This is a genomic window from Actinoplanes sp. CA-142083 (assembly GCF_050942195.1).
In the GTDB taxonomy this organism is placed as follows: Bacteria; Actinomycetota; Actinomycetes; order Mycobacteriales; family Micromonosporaceae; genus Actinoplanes.
Genome location: NZ_CP192076.1, coordinates 9,208,780 through 9,228,125 on the forward strand (window position 1 = coordinate 9,208,780; position 19,346 = coordinate 9,228,125).

Annotated in this window: 19 protein-coding genes; 4 read left to right on the top strand and 15 right to left on the bottom strand. The window is 70.4% G+C overall.

Going from position 1 to position 19,346, the window contains the following annotated elements:
* Window positions 1-63 precede the first annotated feature (63 nt).
* From ACQPZX_RS42330 to ACQPZX_RS42345, 4 genes are read right to left on the bottom strand one after another with little or no spacing between them, the layout of a single operon-like run.
* Window positions 64-1,752 carry a ribonuclease J gene (locus ACQPZX_RS42330; protein ID WP_433368845.1) on the bottom strand — a complete coding sequence of 563 codons (1,689 nt, stop codon included), beginning with the start codon at window positions 1,750-1,752 and terminating at the stop codon, window positions 64-66.
* A gap of 17 nt (window positions 1,753-1,769) precedes the next feature.
* Window positions 1,770-2,663: a 4-hydroxy-tetrahydrodipicolinate synthase gene (gene dapA, locus ACQPZX_RS42335; RefSeq protein ID WP_433368848.1), complete on the bottom strand. Its 894-nt coding sequence runs from the start codon at window positions 2,661-2,663 to the stop codon at window positions 1,770-1,772.
* Window positions 2,664-2,689: 26 nt separating this feature from the next.
* Complete coding sequence (locus ACQPZX_RS42340) at window positions 2,690-3,205, bottom strand: DUF2752 domain-containing protein (RefSeq protein ID WP_433368851.1); 516 nt, start codon at window positions 3,203-3,205, stop codon at window positions 2,690-2,692.
* Entirely contained in the window at window positions 3,202-4,425 is a 1,224-nt protein-coding gene (locus ACQPZX_RS42345; RefSeq protein WP_433368854.1) for a winged helix-turn-helix domain-containing protein, read from the bottom strand. The genes ACQPZX_RS42340 and ACQPZX_RS42345 overlap by 4 nt, the downstream gene beginning before the upstream one ends.
* Before the next feature lie 40 nt (window positions 4,426-4,465).
* Here ACQPZX_RS42345 and ACQPZX_RS42350 point away from each other — a divergent pair, with 40 nt between their 5' ends.
* Genes ACQPZX_RS42350 through ACQPZX_RS42360 form a run of 3 tightly spaced genes read left to right on the top strand, consistent with a single transcriptional unit; the run spans window position 4,466 to window position 5,940 of the window.
* Complete coding sequence (locus ACQPZX_RS42350) at window positions 4,466-4,966, top strand: N-acetyltransferase family protein (protein WP_433368857.1); 501 nt, start codon at window positions 4,466-4,468, stop codon at window positions 4,964-4,966.
* A 9-nt stretch (window positions 4,967-4,975) separates the two neighbouring features.
* Window positions 4,976-5,548 (top strand): N-acetyltransferase family protein, encoded by a 573-nt coding sequence (locus ACQPZX_RS42355; protein WP_433368860.1) that lies wholly within the window; start codon window positions 4,976-4,978, stop codon window positions 5,546-5,548.
* Window positions 5,536-5,940, top strand: a complete 405-nt coding sequence (locus ACQPZX_RS42360) for a thiol-disulfide oxidoreductase DCC family protein (RefSeq protein WP_433385773.1) — start codon at window positions 5,536-5,538, stop codon at window positions 5,938-5,940. Before ACQPZX_RS42355 ends, ACQPZX_RS42360 begins: the two co-directional genes overlap by 13 nt.
* Before the next feature lie 20 nt (window positions 5,941-5,960).
* On the opposite strand, the gene ACQPZX_RS42365 is transcribed toward ACQPZX_RS42360, so the two are convergent.
* From ACQPZX_RS42365 to ACQPZX_RS42390, 6 genes are read right to left on the bottom strand one after another with little or no spacing between them, the layout of a single operon-like run.
* A complete protein-coding gene (locus tag ACQPZX_RS42365; RefSeq protein WP_433368862.1) occupies window positions 5,961-6,845 on the bottom strand; it encodes an MFS transporter permease in 885 nt (294 codons plus the stop codon).
* A complete protein-coding gene (locus ACQPZX_RS42370; RefSeq protein ID WP_433368865.1) occupies window positions 6,842-7,279 on the bottom strand; it encodes a hypothetical protein in 438 nt (145 codons plus the stop codon). Before ACQPZX_RS42370 ends, ACQPZX_RS42365 begins: the two co-directional genes overlap by 4 nt.
* A 24-nt stretch (window positions 7,280-7,303) precedes the next feature.
* Window positions 7,304-8,134, bottom strand: a complete 831-nt coding sequence (locus tag ACQPZX_RS42375; RefSeq protein ID WP_433368868.1) for a carbohydrate ABC transporter permease — start codon at window positions 8,132-8,134, stop codon at window positions 7,304-7,306.
* The gene (locus ACQPZX_RS42380; RefSeq protein ID WP_433368871.1) at window positions 8,131-9,147 is read right to left on the bottom strand and encodes a carbohydrate ABC transporter permease; all 1,017 of its coding nucleotides are present in this window, start codon (window positions 9,145-9,147) and stop codon (window positions 8,131-8,133) included. Before ACQPZX_RS42380 ends, ACQPZX_RS42375 begins: the two co-directional genes overlap by 4 nt.
* A complete protein-coding gene (locus tag ACQPZX_RS42385) occupies window positions 9,144-10,367 on the bottom strand; it encodes a sugar ABC transporter substrate-binding protein (RefSeq protein ID WP_433368873.1) in 1,224 nt (407 codons plus the stop codon). Before ACQPZX_RS42385 ends, ACQPZX_RS42380 begins: the two co-directional genes overlap by 4 nt.
* A gap of 19 nt (window positions 10,368-10,386) precedes the next feature.
* Window positions 10,387-11,346 (bottom strand): LacI family DNA-binding transcriptional regulator, encoded by a 960-nt coding sequence (locus ACQPZX_RS42390; RefSeq protein ID WP_433368876.1) that lies wholly within the window; start codon window positions 11,344-11,346, stop codon window positions 10,387-10,389.
* A 121-nt stretch (window positions 11,347-11,467) separates the two neighbouring features.
* Here ACQPZX_RS42390 and ACQPZX_RS42395 point away from each other — a divergent pair, with 121 nt between their 5' ends.
* Window positions 11,468-13,384: a glycogen debranching N-terminal domain-containing protein gene (locus tag ACQPZX_RS42395; RefSeq protein ID WP_433368879.1), complete on the top strand. Its 1,917-nt coding sequence runs from the start codon at window positions 11,468-11,470 to the stop codon at window positions 13,382-13,384.
* A 69-nt stretch (window positions 13,385-13,453) separates the two neighbouring features.
* Here ACQPZX_RS42395 and dapB read toward each other — a convergent pair whose 3' ends face one another.
* The 5 genes from dapB to rpsO form a co-directional block, all read right to left on the bottom strand.
* Window positions 13,454-14,158, bottom strand: a complete 705-nt coding sequence (gene dapB, locus ACQPZX_RS42400) for a 4-hydroxy-tetrahydrodipicolinate reductase (RefSeq protein ID WP_433385776.1) — start codon at window positions 14,156-14,158, stop codon at window positions 13,454-13,456.
* A gap of 49 nt (window positions 14,159-14,207) precedes the next feature.
* Entirely contained in the window at window positions 14,208-15,092 is an 885-nt protein-coding gene (locus ACQPZX_RS42405) for a phosphatase PAP2 family protein (RefSeq protein WP_433385779.1), read from the bottom strand.
* Window positions 15,093-15,188: 96 nt separating this feature from the next.
* Window positions 15,189-16,514, bottom strand: coding sequence for a M16 family metallopeptidase (locus ACQPZX_RS42410; RefSeq protein WP_433368881.1), 1,326 nt, complete (start codon window positions 16,512-16,514; stop codon window positions 15,189-15,191).
* A 6-nt stretch (window positions 16,515-16,520) separates the two neighbouring features.
* Window positions 16,521-18,872 carry a polyribonucleotide nucleotidyltransferase gene (locus ACQPZX_RS42415; protein ID WP_433368884.1) on the bottom strand — a complete coding sequence of 784 codons (2,352 nt, stop codon included), beginning with the start codon at window positions 18,870-18,872 and terminating at the stop codon, window positions 16,521-16,523.
* Between the two features lie 204 nt (window positions 18,873-19,076).
* Window positions 19,077-19,346 carry a 30S ribosomal protein S15 gene (gene rpsO / locus ACQPZX_RS42420; RefSeq protein WP_026206975.1) on the bottom strand — a complete coding sequence of 90 codons (270 nt, stop codon included), beginning with the start codon at window positions 19,344-19,346 and terminating at the stop codon, window positions 19,077-19,079.

Below are 19,346 nucleotides of genomic sequence, written 5' to 3' on the forward strand. Positions count from 1 at the left end.
TCAGCCACAGGTGCCGTGGGGGCGGCACCGTGACCTGAGGTACGGACCTCGCGCGCGGAAGGTTCAGACTTCGACGACGGTCGGTACGATCATCGGCCTTCGTCGATATGCGTCGTTGACCCAGCGGCCCACCGTCCGGCGCACCACCTGCTGCAACTGGTGGGTGTCGGTGATGCCGTCCTCGGCCGAGCGGTGCAGGGCCGCGGTCAGCAACGGGATGACCGGGCTGAACGCCTCGGGGTCCTCGGAGAAGCCCTTGGCCGAGATGTTCGGCTCGCCGACCACCTTGCCGGTGACCGAGTCGATCACCACGGTGGCCGAGATGAAGCCGCCGTCGCCGAGGATGCGCCGCTCGGTGAGCAGCGACTCGCTGACGTCGCCGACCGCGAGGCCGTCCACGTAGACGTACCGGTTTTCCACCTTGCCGACGTGCCGCGCGTGCCCCTCGACCAGGTCGACCACGTCGCCGTCCTCGCAGAGGACGACACGGTCGGCCGCCACGCCCGACTCCACGCCGAGCTGGGCGTGCGCGCGCAGGTGCCGCCACTCGCCGTGCACCGGCATGAGGTTGCTCGGCCGCACCACGTTGAGCAGGTAGAGCAGCTCGCCGGCCGGGGCGTGGCCGGACACGTGCACCTTGGCGGTCTCCTTGTGGATCACCGTGGCGCCGGCCCGGGACAGCTGGTTGATCACCCGGTAGACCGAGGTCTCGTTGCCCGGGACCAGCGAGCTCGCCAGCACCACCGTGTCGCCGGGGGCGATCGAGATGTGCCGGTGGTCGCCGGTCGACATCCGCCCGAGCGCGCTCATCGGCTCGCCCTGCGACCCGGTCGACATGAAGACGATCTCGTCGCCCGGCAGGTGGGTCGCCTCGTCCAGGCTGACCAGCAGGCCGTCGGGGATGTGCAGCAGGCCCAGGTCGCGGGCGATGCCCATGTTGCGCACCATCGAGCGGCCGATCAGGGCGACCTTGCGGTCGTACTCCCAGGCCGCGTCCATCACCTGCTGCACGCGGTGCACGTGCGAGGCGAAGCTGGCCACGATGATGCGGCCGCGGGCCTTGCCGAAGATCGAGCTGAGCACCGGGCCGATGTCGCGCTCGGGCGACACGAAGCCAGGCACCTCGGCGTTGGTCGAGTCGGAGAGCAGCAGGTCGACACCCTCGGCGCCGAGCCGGGCGAAGCCGGCCAGGTCGGTGATGCGGCCGTCCAGCGGCACCTGGTCCATCTTGAAGTCGCCGGTGTGCAGCACCAGGCCGGCCGGCGTGCGCACGGCCACCGCCAGCGCGTCGGGAATGGAGTGGTTGACCGCGAAGAACTCACACTCGAACGGGCCGAGCCGCTCGGTCTGGCCCTCGCGCACGGTCAGCGTGTACGGGTCGAGCCGCCGCTCGGCGAGCTTGGCCTCGACCAGCGCGAGCGTGAACTCGGACCCGACCAGCGGGATGTCCGCCTTGTGGGCCAGCAGGTAGGGCACGGCGCCGATGTGGTCCTCGTGGCCGTGGGTGAGCACGATCGCCTGGATGTCGTCGAGGCGATCGAGGACAGGGGTGAAGTCGGGCAGGATCAGGTCGACACCGGGCTGCTCGACGTCGGGGAAGAGCACCCCGCAGTCGATGACGAGCAGCTTGCCGTCGAACTCGAGCACGGTCATGTTGCGGCCGATGGCCCCGAGCCCGCCGAGCGGGGTGACGCGCAGGGCGCCCTCCGGCAGCGGCGGTGGCGGATCCAGCTCCACGTGCGCTTGACTCATTCGCGTCTTTCTCTGTATTAGAGGACGATGCCGGCTTTCGCGGCGTCCTCTCGCAACTGGTTCAGTTCTTCGTCGCCGGCGTCGACCAGCGGAGACCGCACCGGGCCGGCGGGGAGCCCGCGGGCGCGCAGGCCGGCCTTCACCAGCATGGTGCCGGGTGCCCGGAAGATGCCGGTGAACAGCGGCAACGCCCTCCGGTGCAGGGCCAGGGCGGCGGCGACGTCGCCCCGCTCGTACGCCTCGATCATGTCTTTGGCGATCGGCCCGGTGAAGTGGGTGGAGGTGCCGACCAGGCCGACCCCGCCGATGGCGAGCAGCGGCAGCGTGGCCGCGTCGTCGCCGGAGTAGTAGGCGAGGCCGGTGCGGGCGGTGACCCACGAGGAGGCGGTGAAGTCGCCCTTGGCGTCCTTGACCGCGACGATCCGGTCGTGCTCGGCGATCCGGCACATGGTCTCGGTGGCGATCGCCGTGCCGGCCCGGTGCGGGATGTCGTAGACCATGATCGGCAGCTCGGCCGCGTCGGCCACGGTCAGGAAGTGCTTGGCCACGCCGGCCTGCGGGGGCTTGTTGTAATACGGCGTCACGACCAGCAGGCCGTGTGCGCCCGCCTTCTGCGCGGCGTGGGCGAGCTCGAGCGTGTGGGCGGTGTTGTTGGTGCCGACGCCGGCGACCACCTTGGCCCGGTCGCCGACCGCGTCGATGACGGCCCGGAGCAGCGTGTCCTTTTCCGCGTCGGAGGTGGTCGGCGACTCGCCGGTGGTCCCGCTGATCACGAGCGCGTCGTTACGCTGCTCGTCGACGAGGTAGGTGGCCAGTTTCGCCGCGCCCTCGACGTCGAGGGAGCCGTCCGGGGCGAACGGGGTGACCATGGCGGTCAGCAGCCGGCCGAAGGGTCGCGGGTCGTGCGTCATACCCAACAACCTATCGGACGCGCCGCTCAGACGTAGAAAGCGGTGAACGGGGCCCAGGGCAGGTTACGCAGCACGCTCCAGACGCCCCAGACCGCCACGAATGCGATCATCGCGCCCGGACCGATCCTGAGCTGCGGGAGGTTCCAGTTGAACAGCCGTTTTCCGGCCCAAGCGACGTACATGTACAGCAGGAACGGCACCGCGAAGGTGAAGATCGCGTGGTGCCGGGCGGCGGCGGGGACGTCGCCGTGCAACAGGTACCACGCCGCGCGGGTGCCGCCGCAGCCCGGACAGACGAACCCGGTCGTGTACTTCAGCAGGCAGGTCGGCGCGTCGCCGGCGCCCGCGGCGGCCGGATGGGTGGCGAGTGTGTAGCCCACCGCGCCGGACATGCAGACCAGCGCCGCGAACGGGGCGGCCCAGACCGGCGACTTCGTCCAGACGCGCTGGACGAAGCGAGTGACGGCGTCAGGACGCGCCTCGGCATACCCCCAACCGGGCGGCAGGGCCGGACCCTGCACGGGCTCATCTGCCAGGGTCATGGCTGCGACGGTACACCCGCGAGGGCAGCGCTCAGCGGGCCGGCGAAGTCACCCTTGACCGGGGCGGTGACGGTGTGCAGCCCCAGCCACCCGGCCAGCCGGTGCAGCTCGGCCGCCAGCGCGACGGCAGTCTCCTCCTGATCGGCCGTCGGCTCCAGCCAGGCGGCGGGAATCTGCAGCTCGCCCGCCCTCCGATCGGCCTTGAGATCGACCCGCGCCGCGAATTGGTCGCCCAGAAGAAACGGCAACACGTAGTAGCCGTAGAGGCGCTGCGGCGCGGGCACATAGATCTCGATGCGGTAGGACAGGTCGAACAATCGCTCTGTCCGCCCCCGCTCCCAGATCAGCGGGTCGAACGGGCTGACGAGCGTGGCGGCCCGCACCCACCGCGGGATCTTGGCCTCGTGGTGGAGGTAGGCCTGTTTCCAGCCTTTGACCGCGACCGGGATCAGCACCTTGTCCTCGACGAGCTCCGCAATCGCCTGCTTGAAGCCCTCGACCGGCAATCGGAAGTAGTCGCGGATCTCGGGCTCGGCCGCCACCCCCAGCGCCCGCGCGGACATCTCGACCAGCGCCCGGATCGCGTCGGGATAGGCGGGCGTCGGCGCATCGAGCACCGACGCCGGCAGAACGCGCTCGGGCAGGTCGTAGCGCCGGGCAAACGACGTCGTCCGCGAGGCCGCCGTCACCTGGCCGGTGAAGAACAGCCACTCGAGCGCCTGTTTGACCACCGACCAGTTCCACCCCCAGTGATCCTTGCGGCGGGGCGCGTCGTGCTCGATCTCGGCAGCGGTGATCGGTCCCCGGCCGCGCACCTCGTCGAGCACCCAGGCGACCAGCTCGGGCTGCTCCTTGACGATGCGCACCATGCTGCCCCAGGCGAAGTCGGCGGCGCGGGCCATGCGCCATCGGAACAGCGGCTGGAGATCGGTGGTGATCAGCGAGGCCTCGTGCCCCCAGAACTCGAAGAGCTCCCGGGGTTTGCGATAGGCGGCGCGCTCGAGCAGGTCCGCCGGATAGGGGCCGAGACGGCTGTAGAGCGGCATGAAGTGGGCGCGCTGCAGCACGTTGACCGAATCCATCTGGATCAGATGCAGCCGGCGCAGCACCCGGCGCAGGTGGCGCATGTCGGTGACGCCACCCGGCCGCGGGTCGGTGAAGCCCTGGGCCGCCAGCGCGACGCGCCGGGCCTGGGCGAGCGAGAGCGATTCGAGTCCCATCGCTGAGCACGCTAGAGCAGGGGTACGACAAAATCGCGGCATGCTGATCCGCCCGATCACCGAGGCCGACATCGACGAGGTCGCCGCCGTCCATCTCCGCGCATGGAAAACCGGATATGTCGGCATCGTCCCCCAGAGCTTCCTCGACGCGCTCGACCCCGCCCGCTTCGTGGAGCGTCGCCGCGCGCAAATGGCGGAGCCCGGCGTGACGGCGTTGCTGGCGGAGGAAGACGGCCACATCCTCGGCCACACCACCTTCGGCCCCGACCGCGACGAGAAGCAGCACGGCGAGCTCTGGTCCATCTACGTCGACCCCGCCCGGTGGGGCCACGGCGCCGGCCGCGAACTGCTCACCACCGCCCGGACGGAACTGACCGCCGCCGGCTTCACCGTGATGCGCCTCTGGGTGCTCGCCGAGAACCACAGCGCCCGCCGGTTCTACGAGCGCATGGGCCTGCGGCCGGACGGCGCCACCCAGACCTGGTCCCCGCGCGGCACCGACGTGGAACTGCCCGAATTGCGCTACGCGACCCCTCTGTAGGCTCGCGGCATGGCACTCGGTTTCGTCCGTCCCGCCCGTCCCGAGGACGCCGCGGAGATCGCCCGCATCCAGCTCTCCACCTGGCGCACGGCGTACCGGCGGATGTTCCCCCCGCACGTCCTGGCCGGCCTCGACGAGGCGACCCTGGCCGGCGCCTGGCGCCAGACGATCCAGGACCTCCCGTCGCCGCGCCACCGCGTGCTGATCGCCGTCGAGCAGGGTGAGTCGGCCACCGAGGTGGTCGGGTTCGCCGCCGCCGGCCCCGCCGACGAGGAGGCCCTCGCCCCCGAGGAGCCGCCGCTGCCGGACAGCTTCGCCGCGATCACCGATCTGCTGGTCGAGCCGCGGTGGGGCCGTCGCGGCCACGGCAGCCGCCTGCTCTCCGCGACCGTCGACCTCTGGCGCGAGGACGGCTTCACGCACGCCGTGGCCTGGGCCTACGAGCAGGACAAGGCCACCCAGAAGTTCCTGACCTCGGCCGGCTGGTCGCCCGACGGCGCCGGCCGCGCGCTCGACGTCGACGACATGCTGGTCCCCCAGCTGCGGCTGCATGCCGACGTGAGCGCAGAATTGCCGTCGTGACCGCCACTTTCGTCTATGACGGCGACTGCTCCTTCTGCACCACTTGCGCCGAGTTCATCGAGCGCCGCATCCCGACGCGGGCCAAGGTGATTCCCTGGCAGTTTGCCGATTTGTCCGACTTGCGGCTGACGGTCGAGCAGTGCGAGGAGGCCGTCCAGTGGGTCGACGGCGACACCCAGGCTTCCGGCCCCGACGCCATCGCGCTGCTGCTCAAGGACGCGGGCCGCTTCTGGCAGGTCGCGGGCGGCGCCCTCGGCATCGCCCCGGTCCGCCTCGCCGCCTGGCCGGCCTACCGCTGGATAGCCGACCACCGGCACCTTCTCCCGGGCGGCACCGCGGCTTGTTCGCTACCTCAAGCTCAGCGTGACTTGCTCTTCGGCGACAACCACTGATACGTACGAATACCGAAAAGTCACTTTTTCTCGGCCCGAGCTGGTTGCAACTCACCGTCCCTCACGGGACCGCCGGGCTGTGCCGGCGGGGCAAGCCGGCGGCGAACCCAGACGACCGGGCGCAACTTCTCCAGGGCCAGGAAGCTGGTCATCGCCACCAGGTGCGGCGCGAACGAGATGGTGATCGTCGCGAACGTCATCACGTGGAACGAGTAGAAGAACGCCACCGCCGCCCACCGCCACCGCTGCGGCACCGCGAAGATGAGCGGGCTGAGCAGCTCGAACGCGATGATCCCGAACTGGGCCGCGATCAGCAGGCCGGGCACCACCGCGATGTGATCGGCCAGCCAGGTCCCACGCCGGATGATCGCCTGGGCCAGCACCGCGCTGGTCGGCCAGTCGAGGCCGCCGAAGCGCAGCTTGGCCCACGCCGCCAGGAAATAGGTGCACACGACCGCGATCTGGGTGACCCGCAGCGCCCATCCACCCGCCGCCGACAGCGTCTTGTCGCCGTGCCGCGCCCGGCCGACCGTGGGCAGCACCGCGAGCGCCACGAGGAACCCGACCCGGTCGTGGTCGACCTTGCCGTAGCTCATCGCGATGATCATCCACTCGAAGTAGAGCGCGAAGACCGCCCAGCCCAGGATGCGCGGCGCCCGCCCGGTCGCCGCGGCGAGGGCCAGCACGATCAGCGCCCAGAAGATCGAGTGCACGATCAGCGGCGTCGGCGTCGGCAGATGCAGGATCCGGCCGACCAGCAGCGGCTCGTACAGCGAGCCGGGCGTGTTCGCGTGCGCCCGCACCCACGGCGTGAAGATCACCAGGTCGGCGGCGACGAACAGGTAGACGAGCGTGCGGAACGCGGCGATCCGGCCCAGCGGGACCGGCGAGAAGAGCCACCTCACGGGCGCGTCCACTCGGCGATGACCTGGTCGCGCCAGGTGCCGGTCGGCCGGGCGTGCTCGATGCCGTGCCACCGCACGACGATCCGCACCGAGCGCAGCGGCGCTCCCCCCGGCGTGTGCGAGGCGTAGGCGTCCGCGATCTCGGCGAGACGGGACGGCGCCGACACGTACGCGCCCTCCTGCCCCTCGATCTCGGCCCGCCGGATCCCGCTGTTGCCCTCGGTGAGCTGTACCGTGCGGCCGTCGGCGTCGGTCGCCTCGACCCGGGTGTCCTTGGCGTCCCCGTTCGGGTCGGGGCCGGTCGCGTACATCCGGAACGGCCCGAACGGGAAGTCGTCATCGGCGCCGTACAGAGTGCCGCCGAGCAGCAGCACCCCGCAGACCAGGGTGGCCACGACCCTGATCCACCGGCCGCGGGCAGAGAGCTCTTTCATCGCGAGCCAAGGTACAACGAGTTCTCACCCTCGTTCGGCGCCCTGGTTGGCGTCACGCACGAAGTAGCGCTGGAACGTTACGAAGATGATGGCGACCGGGATCGTCGCGAGCAGCGCCGCGCCCAGCTTGAGCGGGTACTGCGTGCCGGCGCCGAGCGACCCGCTGACCAGGTCGGCCAGCCCGCGGGGCAGCGTGAACAGCCCCGGGTCCTGCACCGAGACGAGCGTGTGCGGGAACTCGTTCCACGAGCCCTGGAACGACAGGATGGTCAGCGTGATCAGGGCCGGTTTCGCGGTCGGCAGCACCACCGACCAGAACGTGCGGAACACCCCGGCGCCGTCGATGCGGGCCGCCTCCTCGACGCTGGCCGGCACCGACTCGAAGAACTGCTTCATGATGAAGATCCCGGTGGCGTCGACCAGCAGCGGCACGATCAGCGCCGGATAGCTGTTGTACATGCCCAGCTGGTTGAGCACCAGGAACTTGGGGATCAGCAGCACCACCGGCGGCACCGCCATCATGCCGATCAGCAGCGCGAACAGCGCCGGCCGGCCGGGGAAGCGCAGCCGCGCGAGGGCGTAGCCGGCCATCGAGGCGAACAGCACCCGCCCGAGCGTGACCACGACGGTGACCAGCACCGAGTTGCCCAGCCAGGTGGGGAACGCGGTGCCGCCGAAGATCCGGTCGAACGCGTCGGTAGTGAACGGATGCGGGATCGGCGAGAGCGGGTTGGCCGACGCGTCCGCCTCGGTCTTGAACGAGTTCGCGATCTGGATCACGAACGGGTACAGGAAGACCAGCGAGAAGAAGATCAGGATCGCGTAGCCGAGAAAGCGGCTCGTCAGTAGTTTCATCGGCGCTCCCGCATGGCCCACCGCTGGAACAGCGTGAGCACCACGATCAGGACGAACAGCACGAACGAGATGGCCGCGCCCGACCCGTAGTCGAAGTCGCGGAACGCCGTGCGGTAGGACAGGAACGCCGGCGTCAGGGTGGTCTTGGCCGGGTTGCCCTGGCTCATCACGTAGATCTGGTCGAAGACCTGCCAGGTGGCGATCAGCCCCAGCGTGAGCACCAGGAACAGGGTGGGCCGCAGCTGCGGCAGCGTGATGTGCCGGAACCGCTGCCACCGCGTGGCGCCGTCGATCATCCCGGCCTCGTCCAGCTCGACCGGCAGGTTCTGCAGGGCGGCCAGGAACATCAGCATGAACGTGCCCGAGGTCGTCCAGACCACCAGCGAGATGATCGCGCACATCGCCACGCTCGGCCCGGACGTCCAGTCCCACCAACTCAGGCCGAGGACGCCGTGGTCGGCCAGGGCGGCCGACGGCGCGCCCTCGTGCACCAGCCCGAGCCGGTCGAGCACCAGATGGAACACGCCGCGCGGGTCGCTGAACCACTGCGGCCCGTCGATCCCGAAGGCCCCGAGCACCGCGTTGATCGCGCCGGTGTTGGCGAACATGAACAGGAAGACCACGCTGATCGCGACCGAGCTGGTCACCGAGGGGAAGTAGAACGCCGTACGGAAGAAGCCCTTGCTCTTGAGAAGTTTGTTGTTGACCACGAGGGCCAGGCCGAGGGCGAGCACGGTCTGGATCGGCACCACGAAGAGCACGTAGTAGCCGTTGTTGCGCACGCTCGTCATGAAGTCCTGGCGGGCCAGGCCGTCCTCGGCGAAGAGCTTCGTGTAGTTGTCGAGCCCGGCGAACGGCACGCTCGACGTGAACGGGCTGCCCTGCCCGTTCCAGTCGGTGAGGCTCACCCAGAGCGCCATCAGGATCGGCAGCGCCATGAAGAGGCCGAGGACGAGCACGGCGGGGGTGACGAAGAGCCACCCCGCCCCGCGCTCGTTGCCGCGAATGCTCATCCGCCGAGGGCCGTCTTGGCGTTCTTGTCGAAGCGCTGCAGGATCGCCTTCGGGTTGCCGTTCTGCAGGCCCTGCAGCTGCGAGTCCAGGTCGGCCAGGACGCTGTCCATCTTGGGGGCGTTCACCGGCCCCTGCGCGTACTGCGTGCCGGCCACGAACGCGGCGTCGTCCGGGTTCTGCTGCTGGTAGCTCGCCTGCGCGTCCTGCCGGGAGGGCATCACGCCGAACGCCTTGGTGAACGCGTTCTGCTGCTCGGCGGTGGTCATCGCCTTGACGAAGTCGATCGCCTGCTGCTTGTGCGTGCTCTTGGCGGCGATGCCCCAGCACTGGGTGAACGAGAGCGTCCCCTTGCCCGCGGGCCCGGCCGGCAGCTCCTTCACCGTGTACTTGATGTTCGGGAAGTCGCCGCTCATCGCGCCCCGGATCCAGTTGCCCTCGATGGTCATGGCGGCCTTGCCCTTGCCGAACGCCTCGCCGGCCCAGCCCGCGTCGAGCGCCTTCGGGTACTTGGCCAGGCCGTTCTTGAGCAGCGACTGCACGTACGTCAGGGCCTGCTCGTTCTGCGGGGTGTCGGCGGTGGGCTGCTTGCCGTCCTTGCTGACCCACCAGCCGCCGGCCTGCACCAGGAACGCGCCGATCCGGTCGCGGGTGTCGCCGATCGCCAGCGGCGTGACGCCGGTGCCCTTGAGCTTCTGCGCGGCGGCGGTCAGCTGGTCCCAGGACGTCGGGTAGTCGGCGTCGGTCAGGCCCGCCTTCTTCCACATCTCGGTGTTGATCTCGAGGGCCAGCGTCGAGACGTCCTTGGGCGCGCAGTACAGCTTGCCGTCCCGGGTGAACGACTGGTTGAGGGCGGGCAGGAAGTCGCCGCCCATGTCCTGCGCGTACGGCTCGAGCGCGCCGACGCTCGCGTAGTCGGCGAAGCGGGCCGCGTCGACGTAGAAGACGTCCGGCGGCGTGCTGCCGGCGAGGGCCTGGCCGAGCTGCTGCACGATGTCCTGCGCCGGGGTGACGGTCGCGGTGTTGCCGCTGGACTTGGACCAGGCGGCCGCCGCGTCCTGCACGGCCTTGGTCTCGGCGTCGCCGGACGACGCGATCATGATCTGAATGCTGGCCGGTCCGCTGCTCTGCTGGGTCTTGCTGTCGTCGTCGAAACCGCTGCCGCAGGCGCTGGTGGCGATCAGAAGGCCCGCGGCGGTCGCGGTGAGGAGTCTCTTCGGCATCCGTTTCTCCTGGGGGGATTCAGGCCGTCCGGCGCACGACCAGCGACGGCGGGAGCAACAGGTGGGTGGGATGGTTCGGGGCGCGGCCGTCGAGGAGCTCGGCCAGCAGGTCCATGCAGCGGGCGGCGGCCTCGGCGAGGGGCTGGCTGACGCTGGTGAGGCCGACGGCCTGGGCGACCGCGGTGTCGTCGAAGCCGACGACCGCGCGGCCGGGAAGCGCGCGCATCGCGCCGAGCGCGAGGGAATCGCTGGCGCAGACGACGGCGGTGATGTCGTCCGGTAGCTGTGCGGCGGCGGCTGCTCCGGAGTCGACTCCGTCGTCCGCGGCCACTTCAGGTGTCGGGAGGCCGGCCATCGCCGAAGACCATCCGGCACGCCGCGCGTCGCCGACGCCGGAACCGGCCGGCCAGCCGAGGAAGCCGATCCGCGTGTGCCCGGTCTCGAGCAGCCGCCGGGTCGCCGCCGCGGTGCCGGCCGCGTTGTCGACGTCGACCCAGGAATGTGTTTCGGGCGCGCCCCACGGCCGGCCGAAGGTCACGAACGGCACGTCCCGCTCGGCCAGCCAGGACGTGCGAGGGTCGCCATGATGGGTGCTGGTCAGGACAAAACCGTCGAGATCGTACGCGGTGAGGAGCTCGTCGTAGGTGGCGATCTCCCCGGCGTCGTCGGCCGCCGTGTAGAGCATCACCCGATAGCCCGCCAGGCCCGCCGCGTCGGTCAGGCCGTGCAGGAACCGGTCGAGAACGGAGCCGTTGATGCCGTCGCGGGCCGGCTCGATCCGCACCGCGATGAGCTTGGAACGGCCGGTACGCATCTGACGTGCGGCCTGATTGACCCGGTAGCCGAGCGACGCGATCGCCTCGCGCACCCGATCACGGGTCTCGGGACGCACGACCTCGGGCGCGTTGATCACGTTCGAGACGGTCTGGCGCGAGACCCCCGCGCGCTCGGCGACCGTGGCGATCGTGACCTTTTCCATCCGAGATTTCCTTTTCGTAGGTCTTGAACGATCTAATTCTTGTGCGGCACGATTGGATCGTTCAAGTTGCCGGAATGTTTCAGACATTGCACCGCTTCGGACGACCTGTCAAGGAGTACGCGTGAGGTCCCTTCAGCCGCTGCTGCACGACCTGGTCCCCACCATCGCGGCGCCCACCATCGCGCTGTCCGGCCCCGACGGGCAGATCCGGCCGGCCGGCGTGCAGGGCGTCTTCCACGCCGACCGCCGGATCCTCTCGGCGGCCGTGCTGCGTCTCGACGCCCAGGAACCGTCGCCGATCGGCTGGGCCTCGGCGGGCCCGGGCGCGACCCGCTTCGTGTCGGTCGCCCGCTGGCTGGGCGACGAGATCGCCGATCCGACCGTCCGCATAGTCCGGACGCGCACGGTGCGGCCCGGCGCGGTCGAGGAGGAGGTCGAGATCGTCTCGTCGGCGACCGTGCCGGTGCACACCACGGTCACGGTCGAGACGGCGAGCGACCTCGCCTCGATGGACGCGGTGCGGTCGGGCCGTTCGGAAGATGCGTCGCCGGGCCGGGTGACCGTGCGGATCGACCCGTACCGCACGTGGGAGGTCACGCTCGCCCCCGGCCAGTCGACGGTGCTGCGCTGGTCGGCCACCGTCGACGACCCCGACGCCGTGATGCTGCCCGGCCTGCGGGGGTCGTTCTCGGTGCCCGGCGTGCGCGCCCGCGACCGGCGGGTCGAGCGGCTGGTCGCGCAGTCCCTCGACGACCTGGCCGCACTGCGCCTGACCACGCCGATCGACGACGGCGACACCTTCCTCGGCGCCGGCGTGCCGTGGTACCTGACGCTCTTCGGCCGGGACAGCCTCTGGGCGGCCCGGATGATGCTGCCGCTCGGCACCGACCTCGCGCTCGGCACGCTGCGGGTGCTCGCCCGCCGCCAGGGCGAGAAGGTCGACCCCGAGACCGGCGAGGCCCCCGGCAAGATCATGCACGAGCTGCGCCGCTCGGACGTCGCCTACCGCCTGCCGGCCACCTACTACGGCACGATCGACGCCACCCTGCTGTGGATCAGCCTGATGCACGACACCTGGCGCTGGGGCGGTCAAGTGTCGTCGCTGATTCAGCCTTTGGAGGCAGCGTTGGGTTGGCTTGCCTCTCATGCCGACCCCGATGGCGACGGCTTCCTCGAGTACATCGACACCACCGGCCGCGGCCTGGCCAACCAGGGCTGGAAGGACTCGGGCGACGCGGTCCGCTTCCACGACGGCCGCCTGGCCGAGCCGCCGATCGCGCTGGCCGAGGTGCAGGGGTACGCGTACCGCGCGGCCCTCGACGGCGCCGCCCTGCTGGACGCCTTCGGCCGCCCCGGCGGCGACCGCTGGCGCTCCTACGCTTTTTCTTTGGCAGACCGCTTCCGCGCGGCCTTCTGGGTCGACGAGGGCCGCTACCCCGCGCTCGCCCTCGACCGCGACAAGCGCCCGGTCGACTCCCTGACCAGCAACATCGGCCACCTGCTCGGCACCGGCCTGCTGACCGGAGAGGAGGAGGCCCGGGTCGCCGCCGCCCTGGCCGACCCGGCGATGTCCGGCGCCTACGGCCTGCGCACGATGTCCGCCGACGACCGCGGGTTCGCCCCGCTGTCGTACCACTGCGGCTCGGTCTGGGCCCACGACACCGCGATCGTCGCCGCCGGCCTGGCAAGAGGCGGCTTCGCCGCCGAGGCCCTCACCCTCTTCGACGGCCTGCTGGCCGCGGCCGAGACCTTCGGCTTCCGCCTGCCCGAGCTCTACGGCGGCGACTCGCGCGCCGAGCTCTCCCGGCCGGTCGCCTACCCCGCCGCCTGCCACCCGCAGGCCTGGTCGTCGGCCGCCGCCATCCTGATGCTGCAGTCCTGGCTGGGCTTGGAGCCCGACGTGCCGAACGGCGTCGTCCGCCTCAACCCACTGCCGGGCGCGCCGATCGTGACCGGCCTGCGGATCGGCGGCCACACCGTCGGCTTCGACGGAACCTCACTGACCGGCCTGCCGAGCGGCCTGTCGGTCGAGCCGTAACAGCGTCGATCGAGCCGTCGGCCCAGTCGGCCGCGCCGTCAGCCGAGTCGATCGGGCCCTCGGGTCGCGTCAGTCGAGCAGGGAGTCGAGGCCGATCGTCAGGCCCGGGCGGCTCAGCACGCTGCGGACCGCGAGCAGCACGCCCGGCATGAACGACACCCGGTCGAGGGAGTCGTGCCGGATCGTCAGCGTCTCGCCGGCGCTGCCGAACAGCACCTCCTGGTGGGCCACCAGACCGGCCGCGCGCACCGAGTGCACCCGCACGCCGTCGACCGTGGCGCCGCGGGCGCCGTCGAGCTCCTCCTTGGTGGCGTCGGGCATCGGCGGGCTGCCGGCCGCCGCGCGGGCGTCGGCGATCAGCTTGGCCGTGTGCATCGACGTGCCGCTCGGCGCGTCCAGCTTGCGGGGGTGGTGCTGCTCGATGATCTCGGCCGACTCGAAGTAGCGGGCCGCTTTCGCCGCGAACTGCATCATCAGGATCGCGCCGATCCCGAAGTTCGGCGCGATGAGCACGCCCACCGACGGGCGCTCGGCCAGCCAGCCGCGCACCTGCTCCTGGCGCTGCGCGGTGAAGCCGGACGTGCCGACGACGACGCTGATGCCCTGCTCGACGGCCCAGCGCAGGTTGTCCATCACCGCGTCGGGGTTGGTGAAGTCGACCAGCACCTGGGCGCTCTTGTCGGACGCGCTGAACAGCGAGTCACCCTGGTCGATCATCGCGACCAGCTCGAGATCATCGGCGGCGTCGACCGCCTTGCACACCTCGAGGCCCATCCGGCCGCGGGCTCCGAGCACACCAACGCGAATCGAGTCAGTCACCCGGTCAACTTATCGGATGGCGCCGCGCCCACCATCGCTCGGCCAGCCCGACCACCAGGAAGGTCAGCCCCACGTAGATCCAGCCGACCAGCACGTCGGCCACATAGTGCTCGCCGGTGTAGACCAGCGTGAACGTCATGGCCAGCGGATACGCCAGCAGCAGCGGCCACCAGCGCTTGCGGACCATGGGCAGGAAGAAGGCAACAGCCATCATCGCGTACGCCGTGTGCAGCGAGGGCATGGCCGCGACCGGGTTCGACTGCTCGACCTGCAGTCCGTTGAGCGTGTTGCCGGCGCTGTGCAGGCCGAGCACGTCGAAACCGCGCGACGAGAAGCGCTGCACCGGCTCGCCGAGATACCCGTGCTCGGATGCCCACCACGGCGGTGCGGCCGGGTAGAGGAAGTACGTGACCAGTCCGGCCATGCTGAGGAAGATCCAGCGGCGCATGAACCGGTACGAGAGCCCGCGACTGCGCACCCACAGCACCACCGCGACCGTGGGCACGGCCAGGAAGTGGGAGATGTAGACCAGCGTGGTCACGACCTCCCACCAGGGCACGTGGCCGGCGTCGTACAGGTGCTGCTGGAGCCAGATCGTCGGGATGCGGCCGCCGGTGAGCCAGCCGAACATCTTCTCGTCCGCGTCGATCATGAACTGGACGTGCGGGTCGAAGAGCTTGTCGGCCGAGCCCCGGGACACGTTGTAGAAGACCAGGAGCAGGACGACCGGCAGCCAGTCGCGCAGGAAGATCAGGTGTTCGCGCCACGGCCGGTAGTTGCGCCACGCGATGGTGGCCAGCCAGAGCCAGCCGAACGCGACGAGCGGGTCGCTGGTGGGAACTCCGACGAACGCCACGAACAGGATGAAGACCACCGCCCAGACGGCCATCCCGGCGATGCGGCGCTTGCGCACATCGGGAACGACGGGCGTCTCGGGCGGTGTCTCCAGCGTTGTCACGGGGTCCAAGGTTAACCGGGGGCGTCTTTAAGAGAACGCGGCCTCGTCGAACGGGCCGACCACGGCCAGCGACATCGGCTGCGACAGCAGCTCGGCCGCGATCGCGTCGATGTCGTCCGCGGTGACCGCGTCGACCCGCCCGAGCAGCTCGTCCACGCTCATCAGGTCGCCGTAGAGCAGCTCGGACTTGGCCAGCCGGCTCATCCGCGAGCCCGAGTCCTCGAGCCCCAGCACGTACGAGCCCTTGACCATGCCCTTGCCGCGGCTGATCTCCTCGGCCGTCAGACCCTTGGAAGCCACCCGGGAGAGCTCGGTACGGGTCAGGTCGAGAACCTCCTCGACCTTGCCGGGCGCGCAGCCGGCGTAGACGCCGAACAGGCCCGCGTCGGCGTACTGGCTCGCGTACGAGTAGACCGAGTAGGCCAGGCCCCGCTTCTCGCGGATCTCCTGGAAGAGACGGCTGGACATGCCGCCACCGAGCACGTTGTTGAGCACGCCCAGCGCGAAGCGGCGCTCGTCGCGGCGGCCGATGCCGACCCCGCCCAGCACCACGTGCGCCTGCTCGGTGTCCCGGTTGCGCACCACGGTGTGCGGCTTCTGGTGCGGGACCCGCTTGCTACCCGCGCGCGGGCCGGCCGGGTCGGCCGCCGACGAGTCCAGCGCGGAGCCGGCGAGAGCCTTGCGCACCAGCCGTACGACGGTGGCGTGCTCGAGGTTGCCCGCCGCCGCGACCACGATGTGCGGCGCCGTGTAACGGCGCCGGTAGAAGCCGTTGATCTGGGTACGCGTCATCGGGGTGATCGATTCCTCGGTCCCCGAGATGAGCCGGCCCAGCGGGTGCGCACCGAAGATCGTCTCGGTGAAGATGTCGTGCACCTCGTCGCTCGGCTCGTCCTCGTGCATGGCGATCTCTTCGAGGATGACGCCGCGCTCGACCTCCACGTCGGCCGGCTCGAGGATCGAGTCGGCCACCGCGTCGCAGAGCACGTCCACAGCCAGCGGCAGGTCGGTGTCGAGCACCCGCGCGTAGTAGCAGGTGTATTCCTTCGTGGTGAAGGCGTTGGTCTCGCCGCCGACCGCCTCGATCTCGGCCGAGATCTGCAGCGCCGTGCGCTTGTGCGTGCCCTTGAAGAGCAGGTGCTCGAGGAAGTGCGACGCGCCGGACATGGCTGGGGTCTCGTCGCGCGAGCCGATGCCCACCCAGACGCCCAGCGACGCGCTGCGGGAGCCCGGGATCGCCTCGGTGATGACGCGCAGGCCACTGGCGAGCGTCGTACGACGTATGCCGTCGCTCAGACCCTTGGTGACGGCGCGGGCCGGCCTCTCGGCCGGCCCGCGGGATGTCGCTGTCACAGTTTGTTACTCGCTGCGGGGCGCGCGGTCGCCACGGTCGCCGCCGCGCTCGCTGCCACCGCTGCGCTGACGACGCCGGCGCGGCTCGCCACCCTCGCGGTCGCCGCGCGGACCACGGTCCTCGCGGGGCGGGCGGGACTCCCGGCCCTCGGACGAAGCGGCCGCCGGGGCCTCCTCGCCCTCGGGGCGCACCTTGTCGAGGTAGATCTTGCCGCGGGCGTCGATGTCCGCGATCGAGACCTCGACCTTGTCGCCGACGTTGAGGAAGTCCTCGACCTTCTCGACCCGCTTGCCGTCGCCCACCTTGGAGATGTGCAGCAGGCCGTCGCGGCCGGGCAGCAGCGAGACGAACGCGCCGAACGCGGCCGTCTTCACCACGGTGCCGAGGAACTTGTCGCCGACCTTCGGCAGGGTCGGGTTGGCGATCGCGTTGATCCGCTCGACCGCGGCCTCGGCCGAGGGGCCGTTGGTCGCGCCGACGTAGATCGTGCCGTCGTCCTCGATCGAGATGTCGGCGCCGGTCTCGTCCTGGATCGCGTTGATCGTCTGGCCCTTCGGGCCGATGACCATGCCGATCTTGTCGACCGGGATCTTCACCGAGGTGACGCGCGGGGCGTACTCCGACATCTCGGCCGGCGCGTTGATCGCCTGCTCCATGACCCCGAGGATCGTGGCGCGAGCCTCGTGCGCCTGCTGCAGGGCGGACGCCAGCACGTCCGACGGGATGCCGTCGAGCTTGGTGTCCAACTGCAGCGCGGTGACGAACTCGCTCGTGCCGGCGACCTTGAAGTCCATGTCGCCGAACGCGTCCTCGGCGCCGAGGATGTCGGTCAGCGCCACGTACTGGGTCTTGCCGTCGACCTCGTCCGAGATCAGGCCCATCGCGATGCCGGCGACCGGCGCCTTCAGCGGCACGCCGGCGCTCAGCAGCGACAGCGTCGAGGCGCAGACCGAGCCCATCGAGGTCGAGCCGTTGGAGCCCAATGCCTCGGAGACCTGGCGGATCGCGTACGGGAACTCCTCGCGCGACGGCAGCACGGGCACCAGGGCCCGCTCGGCCAGCGCGCCGTGGCCGATCTCGCGGCGCTTCGGCGAGCCCACCCGGCCGGTCTCACCGGTCGAGTACGGCGGGAAGTTGTAGTTGTGCATGTAGCGCTTGGTCTTCTCGGGAGCGAGAGTGTCCAGCGTCTGCTCCAGCCGCAGCATGTTCAGCGTGCTGACGCCCAGGATCTGGGTCTCGCCACGCTCGAACAGGGCCGAGCCGTGCACCCGCGGCAGGACGCCGACCTGAGCGGTCAGCGGCCGGATGTCGCGCGGGCCGCGGCCGTCGATGCGGATCTGCTCGCGCAGCACGCGGGCGCGCACCTCGGACTTGGTCAGCGACCGGAACGCGGCGCTGATCTCCTTCTCGCGGGTCTCGAACCGCTCGTCGAGCAGGTCGTGCGCCTTCGCCTTGATCAGGTCGAGGGCTTCCTCGCGCTCCTGCTTGGCGGCGATCTTCAGGGCCTCGGCGGTCTCGTCACGGACGGCCTCCGAGACGGCGGTGAAGACGTCGTCCTGGTAGTCGAGGAAGACCGGGAACTCGGCGACCGGCTTGGCGGCGATCTCGGCCAGCTCGCTCTGCGCGCGGCACAGCTCGCGGATCGCCGGCTTGGCGGCCTCCAGGCCGCTGGCCACGACCTCCTCGGTCGGCGCGACGGCGCCGGCCGAGATCAGCTTGATCGCGTGCGGGGTGGCCTCGGCCTCGACCATCATGATCGCGACGTCACCGTCGGCCAGGACGCGACCGGCGACCACCATGTCGAAGGTGGCCCGCTCGAGCTCCTCCAGGGTCGGGAAGGCGACCCACTGGCCCTCGACGTGCGCGACGCGCGTCGAGCCGACCGGGCCGCTGAAGGGCAGGCCGGAGAGCTTGGTCGACATCGAGGCGCCGTTCATGGCGACCACGTCGTACGGGTGGGCCGGGTCGAGCGCCAGGATCGTCTCGACGACCTGGACCTCGTTGCGCAGGCCCTTGGTGAACGACGGGCGCAGCGGCCGGTCGATCAGCCGGCAGGTGAGGATCGCGTCCTCGCTCGGGCGGCCCTCGCGGCGGAAGAACGAGCCGGGGATGCGGCCCGCGGCGTACATGCGCTCCTCGACGTCCACCGTCAGGGGGAAGAAGTCGAAGTGCTCCTTGGGCGCCTTGCTGGCGGTCGTCGCGGAGAGGACGACGGTGTCACCGAGCCGGACGATCACCGAGCCGGCGGCCTGCTTGGCGAGGCGGCCGGTCGAGAAGGTCACCTCGCGGGTGCCGAACGCACCGTTGTCGATGATGGCGGTCCGGCTCTCGGTGCCGAGAGCGTTCTGCTCTGTCATGTTGTTGCGGAACTCCTTCGTCGAGGACCCGGCGGTCTGCTACGCGGTGTTCAGGCTGCCGGTCTTCGATCGAAGTGCCCAGGAAGTCTGCCTGGGAACCACTACCGAGGACCGGTGTCTGTTGGCCTGCAACCGCGCGGGTCCGTGGGTTTTCTCGGCTTGAACCGAGAGGGGGAGCAGCCAGGCGGCCGCTCCCCCGTCAGGTCATCGGCGCAGGCCGAGCCGCTCGATGAGCGACCGGTAGCGCTGGATGTCCTTCTTCTGCACGTAGTTGAGCAGGCGCCGGCGGCGGCCGACCAGCAGCAGCAGCCCACGACGGCTGTGGTGGTCGTGCTTGTGCACCTTCAGGTGCTCGGTGAGGTCGGCGATCCGCTTGGTCAGCATCGCGACCTGCACCTCGGGCGACCCGGTGTCGCCGTCCTGCGCCTTGTACTCGTCGATGATCTTGGTCTTGGTCTCTTGATCGAGCGCCAT